The organism is Halanaerobium salsuginis (assembly GCF_900114545.1).
Taxonomy (GTDB): domain Bacteria; phylum Bacillota; class Halanaerobiia; order Halanaerobiales; family Halanaerobiaceae; genus Halanaerobium; species Halanaerobium salsuginis.
Map to the genome: position 1 here is coordinate 1 of NZ_FOTI01000061.1, position 12,703 is coordinate 12,703.

Annotated in this window: 11 protein-coding genes and 1 other annotated feature; of the genes, 10 read left to right on the forward strand and 1 reads right to left on the reverse strand. The window is 35.4% G+C overall.

From position 1 onward, the window contains the following. The first annotated feature begins 24 nt into the window (after positions 1–24). The 10 genes from tuf to rpoC all read left to right on the forward strand — a co-directional run bounded on the left by tuf (position 25) and on the right by rpoC (position 12,014). Complete coding sequence (gene tuf, locus BMZ74_RS13365) at positions 25–1,218, forward strand: elongation factor Tu (RefSeq protein WP_089862383.1); 1,194 nt, start codon at positions 25–27, stop codon at positions 1,216–1,218. Positions 1,219–1,482: 264 nt separating this feature from the next. Continuing rightward, complete coding sequence (gene rpmG / locus BMZ74_RS13370; RefSeq protein ID WP_089862717.1) at positions 1,483–1,632, forward strand: 50S ribosomal protein L33; 150 nt, start codon at positions 1,483–1,485, stop codon at positions 1,630–1,632. A gap of 33 nt (positions 1,633–1,665) precedes the next feature. Next, positions 1,666–1,869, forward strand: coding sequence for a preprotein translocase subunit SecE (gene secE / locus BMZ74_RS13375; protein WP_089862718.1), 204 nt, complete (start codon positions 1,666–1,668; stop codon positions 1,867–1,869). Between the two features lie 36 nt (positions 1,870–1,905). Continuing rightward, positions 1,906–2,472, forward strand: coding sequence for a transcription termination/antitermination protein NusG (gene nusG / locus BMZ74_RS13380; protein WP_089862719.1), 567 nt, complete (start codon positions 1,906–1,908; stop codon positions 2,470–2,472). Between the two features lie 76 nt (positions 2,473–2,548). Beyond that, positions 2,549–2,971: a 50S ribosomal protein L11 gene (gene rplK, locus BMZ74_RS13385; protein WP_089862720.1), complete on the forward strand. Its 423-nt coding sequence runs from the start codon at positions 2,549–2,551 to the stop codon at positions 2,969–2,971. A gap of 58 nt (positions 2,972–3,029) precedes the next feature. Continuing rightward, a complete protein-coding gene (gene rplA, locus BMZ74_RS13390) occupies positions 3,030–3,734 on the forward strand; it encodes a 50S ribosomal protein L1 (RefSeq protein ID WP_089862721.1) in 705 nt (234 codons plus the stop codon). Positions 3,735–3,775: 41 nt separating this feature from the next. Beyond that, positions 3,776–3,908 (forward strand) — a sequence feature (ribosomal protein L10 leader region). Positions 3,909–3,999: 91 nt separating this feature from the next. Then, the gene (gene rplJ / locus BMZ74_RS13395) at positions 4,000–4,515 is read left to right on the forward strand and encodes a 50S ribosomal protein L10 (RefSeq protein ID WP_089862722.1); all 516 of its coding nucleotides are present in this window, start codon (positions 4,000–4,002) and stop codon (positions 4,513–4,515) included. A 23-nt stretch (positions 4,516–4,538) separates the two neighbouring features. Continuing rightward, positions 4,539–4,910 (forward strand): 50S ribosomal protein L7/L12, encoded by a 372-nt coding sequence (gene rplL / locus BMZ74_RS13400; protein WP_089862723.1) that lies wholly within the window; start codon positions 4,539–4,541, stop codon positions 4,908–4,910. A gap of 343 nt (positions 4,911–5,253) precedes the next feature. Beyond that, the gene (gene rpoB, locus BMZ74_RS13405) at positions 5,254–8,508 is read left to right on the forward strand and encodes a DNA-directed RNA polymerase subunit beta (protein WP_089862724.1); all 3,255 of its coding nucleotides are present in this window, start codon (positions 5,254–5,256) and stop codon (positions 8,506–8,508) included. Positions 8,509–8,534: 26 nt separating this feature from the next. After that, the gene (gene rpoC / locus BMZ74_RS13410; protein WP_089862725.1) at positions 8,535–12,014 is read left to right on the forward strand and encodes a DNA-directed RNA polymerase subunit beta'; all 3,480 of its coding nucleotides are present in this window, start codon (positions 8,535–8,537) and stop codon (positions 12,012–12,014) included. A 152-nt stretch (positions 12,015–12,166) separates the two neighbouring features. On the opposite strand, the gene BMZ74_RS13415 is transcribed toward rpoC, so the two are convergent. After that, the coding region (locus BMZ74_RS13415; protein ID WP_143070140.1) for a transposase at positions 12,167–12,703 on the reverse strand (537 nt) is incomplete at its 5' end.

The following is a 12,703-nucleotide window of genomic DNA, read 5'->3' on the forward strand; positions in this document are numbered from 1 at the left end:
ATAAAATTTTAAGGAGGAAGAAAAATGGCAAAAGCAAAATTTGAAAGAACAAAACCCCATGTTAACATAGGAACCATAGGCCATGTTGACCATGGAAAAACAACACTGACAGCAGCAATAACAACAGTATTAGCAAATTATGGAGGGGCAGAAGTAAGGGCGTTTGATACAATAGATAATGCACCTGAAGAAAGAGAAAGAGGAATAACAATAGCAACCTCTCACGTAGAGTATGAAACAGAAACAAGACATTATGCTCACGTAGATTGCCCGGGACATGCTGACTATGTAAAAAATATGATCACAGGAGCAGCTCAAATGGATGGAGCAATTCTGGTAGTATCAGCAGCAGATGGTCCAATGCCTCAAACAAGAGAGCATATTCTTTTAGCAAGACAGGTAGGAGTACCATCAATCGTAGTCTTTTTAAATAAAGCAGATATGGTAGACGATGAAGAATTAATCGAACTGGTAGAGATGGAAGTAAGAGAATTATTAAGCGAATATGAATTTCCAGGAGACGATATTCCAGTAATAGTAGGATCAGCATTAAAAGCACTGGAAAATGGAGATCCTGAAGGAGAATGGGGAAGTAAGATTATCGAACTTATGGAAGCAGTAGATAGTTATATTCCAGAACCAGAAAGAGATACAGACAAACCATTCTTGATGCCAGTAGAAGATGTATTCTCAATTACAGGACGTGGAACAGTAGCAACAGGTCGTGTAGAAAGAGGAACATTACATCCATCAGATGAAGTAGAGCTAGTAGGAATAAAAGATACAACAACAACAGTAGTAACAGGAGTAGAAATGTTCCGTAAACTGTTAGACGAAGCAGTAGCAGGAGATAACATTGGAGCATTATTAAGAGGTGTAAAAAGAGAAGATATAGAAAGAGGCCAGGTATTATCAAAACCAGGCAGTATAACACCTCACACAAAGTTTAATGCAGAGGTATATGTATTAAGTAAAGATGAAGGTGGAAGACACACACCATTTTTTGATGGATACAGACCTCAGTTTTACTTCCGTACAACAGATGTAACAGGATCAATTCATTTACCAGAAGGAGTAGAAATGGTAATGCCAGGAGATAACATTGAAATGTCTGGCGAATTGATAACTCCGATTGCAATGGAAGAAGGATTACGTTTTGCAATTCGTGAAGGTGGACATACAGTTGGAGCTGGAGTTGTTACTGAAATTATTGAGTAGAACTATTTTGCTTAAGTTTTAAACTACTCTTTATTGTTGAATTTTTAAAACTTAAATTAAATTCAATAGCATGTGCAGGAACTCCTGCACATGCTTTTTTTCTAAAAAACATTGACATTTTAATTGATATATGGTAAATTAATTAAGGTTAAGAATCAGAAAAATTACTGCAAGAAAACTGAAATGTCCTGATAGTTTAATTAGATAACTTGAAAAAATCTACTTAATAGGCATCAGTTGTTTGATTGAGGAGGTGGATTTACGGTGAGAGAAATTATTACACTTGAATGTACAGAATGCAAAAACCGCAACTATTCTACCAAAAAAAATAAGAAGAATACTAGTGATAGACTTGAACTTAAGAAATATTGTAAATTTTGTAAGGAGCACACCCTCCATCGTGAAACAAAATAGGATTAATACTTTAGCTGAGGAAGTGATTTGAAAATGGCAAAAAAACTCGGGTTTTTTGGTAAAATTGCTAAATTTTTTAAACAGGTTAAATCTGAAATGAAAAAAGTTAACTGGCCAAACAAAGAAGAAATTACTTCGAATACAATAGTTGTTATAATCACTGTTGTTGCTTTGATAGCTTTCATTGGGATTATAGATCTGGCACTGGCTAATATAATTACTCCATTAATTTCTTAATTGAGGAGGTGAGGATTCTATTTAGAATCCTTAAATATGAATGAAGAAAATAAGCTTAATGATGAAATTAACGTAAAAGAAGATGTCCCCTGGTATGTTGTGCATACTTATTCTGGACACGAAAGAAAAGTGAAGGCAAATCTTGAGAAAAGAATAGCCAGTACAGGTATGGAAGATAGTATTTTTAGGATTCTAGTTCCAACTGAAGAAACAATTGAAAAGAAAAAAGGTAAAGATGAGGTTGTAAAAAAACGCATTTTCCCCGGCTATATTTTATTACAGATGGATATGAATGATAAATCATGGTATGTAGTGAAAAATACTCCTGGTGTAATTGGATTTGTTAGTGGAGGAACTAAACCACTCCCAGTTGAAAAATCAGAAGTAGAAGCTATTTTAAATAATATGGGTGAGAAAGCTAAGAAAGTTTCAGTTGACTTTGAACTTGGTGAAAAAGTTACTGTAAAAGATGGACCATTTGAAGATTTTGATGGTATTATTAAAGAGATTCATCCTGAACAGGGAAAAGCTAAAGTTTTAGTTTCAATGTTTGGGCGTGAAACTCCAGTAGAATTAGAATTTTCACAAATTGAAAAACACTAATTTTTATAAATTGAATTGCTAATTAATTTAGTTAGCTAAAGATAATTTTTATATTTTGAAGAAAGGGGTGTTTTAAATGGCTAAACAAGTTATGACTGTTATTAAATTACAGATTCCTGGAGGACAGGCGAACCCTGCACCACCAGTCGGACCAGCTTTAGGTCAACATGGTGTTAATATTATGGAGTTTTGCAAGGCTTTTAATGCTAAAACTCAAGAAAATCAAGGAACAATTATTCCAGTAGAAATTACTGTTTATCAAGACCGTTCTTTTGATTTTATTACTAAAACTCCACCAGCTGCAGTGTTATTGAAACAAGCTGCTGGTATTGATACTGCTTCTGGAGAACCTAATGTAAAAAAAGTTGCTACAGTAAGCAAAGCAGCTGTGCAAAAAATTGCTGAAACTAAAATGCAGGATTTAAATGCAGGTAGTGTAGAAGCAGCAATGAGCATGATCGCTGGCACAGCAAGAAGTATGGGTATTGTTGTTGAATAATTAAGAGTTTAATTCGGTGGGAGGAAGATTCCGCTAAAACCACAGAGGAGGAAATATAATGGCAAAAAGTAAGCGTTATGCAGAGGCTTTAGAAAAATATAACCGTGAAAATTTATATGAACCTGAAGCAGCTTTTAACTTAGTTAAAGAACTTGCAACAGCTAATTTTGATGAAACAGTAGAATTATCAGCCAAGCTAGGTGTTAATCCAAAACATGCTGATCAAAATATCAGAGGTACAGTTGTTTTACCAGAAGGTACAGGTCAGGAAATTACTTTAGTTGTTTTTGCAAAAGGTGAAAAAGCTAAAGAGGCGGAAGAAGCTGGAGCTGATTTTGTAGGTGCTGAAGAACTAGCTGAAAAAATTGAAGGTGGCTGGTTGGATTTTGATTTAGCAATTGCTACTCCAGACATGATGAGTGTTGTTGGTCGTCTGGGTCGAGTTTTAGGACCAAAAGGTTTAATGCCAAATCCTAAAGCTGGTACTGTAACTTTTGAATTAGAAAAAGCTGTGCAAGAATTTAAAGCTGGAAAAATTGAGTATCGGGTAGATAAAACAGGAATAGTTCATTTGCCAATTGGCAAAGCATCATTTTCTGTAGATCAGTTATTAAATAACTATCGTAAAATTATGGATACTTTAGCAAAAGAACGTCCAGCAGCAGCTAAGGGTAAATTTTTTAGAACACTGGCAATTTCCCCAACCATGGGACCAGGTGTAAAAATTGATCCTGCAGCAACTTTAACAATTATTGGTCGCTAAAAGGTATTGACCTGATAGATTTTTTGTGTTATAGTTATTGAGACAAGTAAATAAGTCATCCGAAGACAGCAGGGGCATTGTTGCTTAAATTCCTGCCGAGGTTAGTGAGATTCTGCAAATGAATTTGCAATTATATACCTCCTGTCTGTCTGCGGGAGGTTTTTTTATGTTTGCTTAAATTAACTTTTGTCTAAAAGCTCAAGCTGAAATTGAGCTATCAATAGGTTAATAGTTATTTTAAGTTCTAGCTAAGGGGGGTGAAAATATGGCAAGACCAGAAAAAGAAGCGGTTGTAAAAGAACTTACTGAAAAATTTAGCAGTGCTAAATCTCTTGTAATAGCAGATTATTTAGGTTTAAATGTTGCTGAAATGACTGAACTAAGAAGCAAGTTAAGAGAGGCTGGAGTTGAATTTAAAGTTGTTAAAAATACTCTGGCTACAATTGCTGCCAATGATGTTGATATGGAAGAAGTTACAGAATATTTTTCCGGACCAACAGCTATTGCTTTTGGTGAGGAAGATGCTGTTTCTCCCGCTAAAGTTTTAGTAGATTTTGCTAAAGACCACGAAATTTTAGAAATTAAAGCTGGTTTTTTAAATGGTGAAATAATTAATAAAGATAAAGTTGAAGCGTTAGCTAAGATTCCATCCAGAGAAGAACTACTTGCAAAGGCTTTTGCAGGCATGAAAGCACCCCTTTCTGGATTGGTCAACGTGCTGCAGGGTAATATTCGCGGCCTAGTTCAAGTATTAAGTCAAATTAAAGAAGAAAAAGCTTAAAAAAATTAAGGAGGATTATTATAATGACTAAAGAAGAAATTATTACTGCAATTGAAGAAATGAGTGTTTTAGAACTTAGTGAATTAGTTGAAGAATTAGAAGAAAAATTTGGTGTAAGTGCTGCAGCTCCTGTAGCAGTAGCTGGAGTAGCTGGTGGAGCAGCTGATGGTGGAGCAGAAGAAAAAACAGAATTTGATGTTTTCTTAGCTGATATTGGTGGTAAGAAAATTAAAGTTATCAAAGCTGTTCGTGAATTAACAGGTTTAGGATTAAAAGAAGCTAAAGCTGTTGTTGATGACGCTCCAGGTAATGTAAAAGAAGCTGTAAGCAAAGAAGAAGCAGAAGAAATGAAAGAAAAATTAGAAGAAGCTGGAGCAACTGTAGAATTAAAATAATTGTTCCTGTTAACTTTAATAATTAATAGTCCTGCTGTGATTAAACAGTAGGACTATTTTTTCTCGTAAGCAATAGAATTCTCTCTTAAATTTAGTTGCTATTAATTATTTTCATAAAAAATATAAACTAACAATTAATATTTAAATTTAGCTATTTTATATTTTATATGAAGATAATGAGTAGTAGGCAGGTTATTAATCAAGGGAGAATTCTATTTTTGAATTATCCTTGACAAGTTTTGATTCCTGTGCTATCATTATTAGATGTCTATAAGGTAAATAAGAATATGATTATGATGGGATAGTTTCAGCTAATTATTAAGAATTTCCTGGGGGTGCAATGATGTCAACGGCAAGGGAAAGATATAGTTTTAGTAAGATTGATGACGCGATGGACTTGCCAGATCTGATTTATACACAATTAAACTCTTATGATTGGTTTTTAGAAGAGGGTTTAAAAGAAGTTTTTGAAGAAATTTCTCCAATCGAAGATTTTTCAGAAAATCTGGTCTTAGAATTTGTTGATTATTATCTGGAGGATCCTGAGTATTCGGTAGAAGAATGTCGGGATAGAGATGCCACATTTTCGGCTTCTTTACAGGTAAAAGTTAGATTAATTAACAAAGAAACAGGAGAGGTTAAAGAACAGGAAGTCTTTATGGGTGATTTCCCGTTAATGACTGATAAGGCGACATTTATAATTAATGGTGCTGAAAGAGTTGTGGTAAATCAATTAGTAAGATCATCTGGTGTTTATTTTAGTGATGAAAGAACAAAAGATGGACGCCGCTTAATTACAGGTAGTATTATACCTAATCGGGGCGCCTGGATAGAGTTTGAATATGATAAAAAGAGAATAATTTCTGTAAGAGTTGATAGAACAAGAAAACTTCCATCAACCGTTTTGTTACGTGCACTTGGTTTTGGAACTGATTCAGAAATTACTAGTGAATTTGGTGATTCAGAGGTTCTACATGATACTCTAGAAAGAGATAATACAGAATCTAAAGAAGAAGCCTTAATTGAATTGTATAAACGCCTTCGTCCAGGAGAACCACCAACAGTAGAAAGTGCTACTAATCTTTTGAACTCATTATTTTTTGATCATAAAAGATATGATCTAGCAGCTGTTGGTCGTTATAAATTAAATAAAAAATTAGAATTAGATATTGATAAAGACCGTAAATATTTGCATATAAATGATATTGTAGCAACTGTAAAATATATGATTAAACTTATTTACAATGATCCGGAATATTTTATTGATGATATTGATCATCTTGGTAACAGACGTTTAAAAACAGTTGGAGAATTATTACAGAATCAATTTAGAATTGGCCTTTCCAGAATGGAGAGAGTCGTTAGAGAACGGATGACCATTCAGGATGTAGATGTAGTAACTCCACAGGCATTAATTAATACAAGACCAGTTGTTGCTTCTATCCAAGAGTTTTTTGGTAGTAGTCAGCTATCTCAATTTATGGATCAGACTAATCCAATGTCTGAGCTAACCCATAAAAGAAGATTATCTGCACTGGGACCAGGTGGTTTAAGTCGGGAAAGAGCTGGTTTTGATGTGCGTGATGTGCATCATTCCCATTATGGTAGAATTTGTCCGATTGAAACTCCTGAGGGACCTAACATTGGTTTGATTGGTACAATGGGTACTTATGCTAAAACAAATGAGTTTGGTTTTATCATGACACCATACAGAAAAGTAGTTGATTCCAAAGTTACTGATGAAATTGACTATTTAACTGCTGATGAAGAAGATAAATTTATTATAGCCCAGGCTAATGCTGAAATAGATGAGCAGGGCAATTTTGCTAGTGAATTTGTAATTTGTAGGAAAAGATCTGATATTTTAGAAGTTCATCCAGAAAATATTGACTATATGGATGTTTCTACCAAGCAAATGGTAGGGGTTTCTGCTGCTATGATACCATTCCTGGAAAATGATGATGCTAACCGGGCTTTAATGGGTGCCAATATGCAGCGTCAGGCAGTTCCGCTGATGATTACTGATGCTCCAATGGTAGCAACTGGTATGGAATACAAAGCTGCTAAGGATTCAGGAGCAGTTATTGTTGCTAAAAAAGGCGGAGAAATAGTTAGTGTAACTTCTAATAAGATTATGATTAAAAATGAAGAAGGTTTAATAGATAGTTATAAATTAATGAAATATAAACGATCTAATCAGGGTAGCTGTATGAATCAAAAGCCAATTGTAGCTAAAGGAGATGTAGTGGAAGCAGGCGAAATTATTGCTGATGGTCCATCTACAGATAAAGGTGAAATGGCTTTGGGCAGGAATTCGCTACTTGCCTTTATGCCCTGGGAAGGATATAACTATGAAGATGCTATTCTAATTAGTGAAAATCTAGTTAAAGAAGATGCTTTTACAACTATCCATGTTGAAGAACATGAAGCAGAAGCTAGGGATACTAAATTAGGACCAGAAGAAATTACTCGCGATATTCCTAATGTTGGAGAAAATGCTCTTAAAAATCTTGATGAACGAGGTATTATCAGAGTAGGAGCTGAAGTTGAGGAAGGCGATATTCTAGTTGGTAAAGTTACTCCAAAAGGAGAGACTGAATTATCTGCTGAAGAAAGATTACTGCGTGCTATTTTTGGTGAAAAAGCTCGTGAAGTTAGAGATACATCATTAAAAGTTCCTCATGGTGAAGAAGGAATAGTAGTTGATGTAAAAGTGTTTTCTAGAGAACAGGGCGATGATTTGAAACCAGGAGTTAATCGCTTAGTTAGAGTTTATGTAGCAACAAAAAGGAAGATATCTGTAGGAGATAAGTTAGCTGGTCGCCATGGTAATAAGGGTGTTATCTCAAGAATATTACCAGAAGAAGATATGCCGTTTTTGCCAAATGGTGAACCTGTTGAAGTAGTTCTTAATCCACTGGGTGTACCTTCCCGGATGAATATAGGTCAGGTTCTGGAAACTCATTTAGGAATGGCCGCTAGAGCATTAGGGATTTATACAGAAACTCCTGTTTTTAATGGTGCTACTGAAAAAGAAGTTGAAGATATTTTAGAAAAAGCCGGTCTTGATCGGGATGGTAAAACTGTTCTTTATGATGGCAGAACAGGTGAGAGATTTGAACGTCGCGTTACTGTTGGAGTTATGTATATTCTTAAATTACATCATTTGGTTGATGATAAATTACATGCTCGTTCAACTGGCCCATATTCTCTTGTTACCCAGCAGCCTCTGGGAGGTAAAGCTCAGTTTGGTGGACAGCGCTTTGGTGAAATGGAAGTTTGGGCATTAGAAGCTTATGGTGCTGCTTATACCTTACAGGAAATGCTAACAGTTAAATCTGATGATGTTGTAGGCCGGGTTAAAGCATATGAAGCAATAGTCAAAGGAGAAAATGTTCCTGATCCTGGTATTCCTGAATCATTTAAAGTATTAATTAAAGAAATGCAGAGTCTGGGTCTTGATGCCAGAATATTTACTTCTGATGAACAGGAATTACAGGTTGCTGAGAATGAAGATGAAATGATGGAAACAGCCCAAAAACTTGGTCTAGATACGGACTTAAAATTAAGTCGTGATAATGATGAAGATGACGAATAATTTTACTAAAGAAAGGGGAGAGACCCTTGTTAAATGTGAATAATTTCGATTCGATGCGGATCGGAGTTGCTTCTGCAGAGCAAATCCGTGAATGGTCCCGTGGTGAGGTCAAAAAACCCGAAACAATTAATTATAGAACTTTAAAACCTGAAAAGGATGGGCTTTTTTGTGAAAAAATCTTTGGTCCTACTAAAGATTATGAGTGTCACTGTGGTAAGTATAAGCGGGTCCGTTATAAAGGTGTTGTTTGCGATCGTTGTGGAGTAGAGGTAACTAGATCCAAAGTAAGAAGAGAAAGAATGGGGCATATAGAGCTGGCTGCACCATGTACCCACATTTGGTATTTCAAAGGTATCCCCAGTCGGCTTGGGCTAATTATGGATATGTCGCCCCGGGCCTTGGAAAAAATAATTTATTTTGTCCATTATATTGTTACCGATCCTGGTGATACCCCCTTAAGTGCAAAACAACTCCTGCCTGAAAGTGAATATAGGGAAGCTAAAATGAAATATGGCAGTTCATTTAAAGCTGCTATGGGAGCAGAAGCAATTAAAGAATTGCTGGGCAGAATTGATGTTGAGCAAGAAGTTAAAGAATTAAAAAAAGAAATTAAAGAAGCAAGTGGTCAGCGCCGCAAAAGAGCTGTTCGTCGTTTAGAAGTTATGGATGGTCTGCTGGAATCAGGTCTAAATCCAGCTAATCTTGTTCTGGATGTTATTCCAGTAATTCCTCCTGACTTAAGACCTATGGTTCAGCTTGATGGAGGCCGCTTTGCTACTTCTGATCTAAATGATTTATATAGAAGAGTCATTAATCGTAATAATAGATTAAAAAGGCTGCTCGATCTTGGAGCACCAGAAATTATCATTCGTAATGAAAAGAGAATGCTGCAAGAATCAGTAGATGCCTTAATTGATAATGGCCGTCGTGGCCGTCCGGTTACTGGAGCAGGTAATAGACCTCTGAAATCATTAAGTGATATGCTAAAAGGTAAGCAGGGACGTTTCCGTCAAAATTTACTTGGGAAACGGGTTGATTATTCTGGACGTTCTGTTATTGTAGTTGGTCCAGATTTAAAAATGCATCAGTGTGGTTTGCCTAAAAAAATGGCTTTAGAGTTATTTAAGCCATTTGTTATGAAAGGTTTAGTTGCTGAAGGACATGCTCACAATATTAAAAATGCTAAAAGAATGGTTGAAGAAGTTGATGAAGCTGTCTGGGGTATTCTTGAAGAAGCAATTAAAGATCATCCAGTCCTTTTAAACCGGGCGCCTACCCTGCATAGACTAGGTATTCAGGCTTTTGAACCGGTATTAGTTGAGGGTAAAGCTATTAAATTACATCCACTTGCCTGTACAGCTTATAATGCTGACTTTGATGGTGATCAGATGGCAGTTCATTTACCTTTATCTGTAGAAGCTCAGGCAGAATCAAGACTATTGATGTTGGCAACTACTAATTTGCTTAATCCATCAGATGGAAGACCTATTACTATACCTACTCAGGATATGGTTTTAGGAGTATTCTATTTGACTACAATCAAAGAAGATAAAAAAGGAGCTGGCAAAATATTTGCCAATAGTGATGAAGCTATTAAGGCTTATGATACTAAGCGCGTTCATCTACAGGCTCCGGTTAAAGTCAGACTAAATGGCGAATTAATCGATACATCTATTGGTAGAATTATATTTAATGAAGCTTTACCAGCGGAAGTTGATTATGTTAATGCAAGAATTGGTAAAAGTGAATTAGGTGATTTAATTACAGAATTCTACGAAGATGTTGGAAATGATAAAACAGCTGAAACTCTTGATAATATTAAAAAAATGGGTTATGATTATGCTACTCGTTCTGGGATTTCCATTGCAGTTAGTGATGCTGTAATCCCGCCAACTAAACAGGAAATTGTTTCTACTGCAGAAGAGCAGGTTCATGAAATAGAAGCTCATTATCGCAGAGGAGCAATTACTGAAAACGAACGTTATCAAAAAGTTGTTGATATCTGGAATAAAGCTAAAGATGATGTTACAGGCGCTTTATTGGATAACCTTGATGAAGATAATAACATTTACATTATGGCTATCTCTGGTGCTCGTGGTAATACATCTCAGATTTCACAATTAGCTGGAATGCGGGGTTTAATGGCAGATCCCTCCGGACGTATTATCGATGTTCCTATCCGTTCAAGTTTCCGGGAAGGGCTTGATGTACTGGAATATTTCTTATCTACTCATGGTGCGCGTAAAGGTCTAGCTGATACAGCTCTAAGAACAGCAGACTCTGGTTATTTAACTAGAAGGTTAGTTGATGTTTCTCAGGATGTAATAGTTCGAGAAGATGACTGTGGAACAGAAGAAGGCATTTATGTAGAAGCGATTGGAGCTAAAGGTAAAACTGCTGTTGAACCACTGTCAGAAAGATGTATTGGCAGATTTGCAGCTGAAGATATTATTGATCCCGAAAGCAATGAAGTTATTGTAGCTAATAATGACTTAATTGATCGTAAAAAAATGGATAAAATTGAAGCAGCAAACATCACTAAGGTTAAAATTCGTTCTGTTTTAACATGTGAAGCGGAACATGGAGTTTGCCGCAAATGCTATGGACGTAACCTTGCGACAGGAGATGTCGTTGATATTGGTGAATCAATTGGTATTGTCGCAGCCCAATCAATTGGAGAACCAGGAACTCAGCTGACAATGCGTACTTTCCATACAGGTGGAGTAGCTGGTGATGATATCACTCAAGGTCTGCCTAGAGTAGAAGAGCTTTTTGAAGGTCGTACTCCAAAAGGTCAGGCAATTATGACTGAACGTGATGGTTATGTTAAAATAATTGAAAAGAAAAATTCTAAACGCGTTGTGGTAGAAAACGAAGATGGCAAGAAGAAAACATATAAAATTCCTTATGGGTCAAAAATGATTGTTAAGGATAACGATTATGTGACTGCTGGTGATAAATTAACTGAAGGTCCTCTTGATCCTAATGTTGTTTTAAAAGTAAAAGGCGAAAAAGCTGTTCAAAATTATTTACTTGAAGAAGTACAAAATGTTTATCGTTCTCAGGGTGTAGAAATTAATGATAAGCATATTGAAGTAATAGTTCGCCAGATGATGAAAAAATTAAAGGTTGTTAAACCCGGTGATAGTAATTTATTACCAGGCAGCCTGGTTAATAGATATGATTATCGAGAAGTTAACAAAAAACTTGCCGCTGAAGATGGTGAAGCAGCTATAGCAAAACCAGAATTACTGGGAATAACTAAAGCTTCACTTGCTACAGATTCTTTCTTATCGGCAGCTTCTTTCCAGGAAACTACTCGAGTATTAACTGAAGCTTCTCTAGAAGGGAAAGTTGATCCACTTCTGGGACTGAAGGAAAATGTAATTATTGGTCAGCTAATTCCAGCTGGTACCGGTATGAAATATTATCGCAATCTTGATCTTGTAAAAGAAGATGGTACCATGTTTGAAGAATTAGCAGACGAATTAGTTGAAGTAGAATAATTGATGTAAAATTAATGATCTAAAGCGGAGTTTTTCTGGCACACTAAGGCGCAATTTAAGTTTAATTGTAAATGATGTCTGGTGCTGGAAAAACTCTTTTTATTTTTAAGTAGTTTCCCCATTTTTTAAAATAGCAAAAACTATCCTTACTGTCATAATGGTAAAGAAAGCCTTAATCTCTTTTGTGATCGTCGTTTTTTGTAATAACTCTTTAAAAAAGAAGCTATTCCAGTATAGGATTTAGCCAGTATTTTTCTGATTCCATCAGCTAAAGCATAGTATTCAAAGTCTGGTATATCAAATATTCTTTCTGAAACTTTCTTAACAAATACCCTAAGCTTAGTCTTTTTCTGATTGGAAAAAAGAGCTAAAAATCCTATGGCTATTGATAAAATTAAATCTAAATTTCTGATTTTCTTTAATGATCTAACTCTAAAGTTTTCAAAGTCAAATTTTTGTTTTTTAAACCTAAAATATTCTTCAATTCTCCATCTTTTAATATACGCTTTTAAAACTGCCAGAGTAAGTCGCTTAGAATTAGGATTTAAGTTTGTGATAATCATAGTTGGATTAATACCATGTCCTCTGACAATTACCATAGTTAATTCAGTATCTTTTAAAGCAGGTAATTTAATTGGAGCATAGCTGAATTTTAGCTTTCGCTCTTTGTTGTTCTGATTTCTATAACG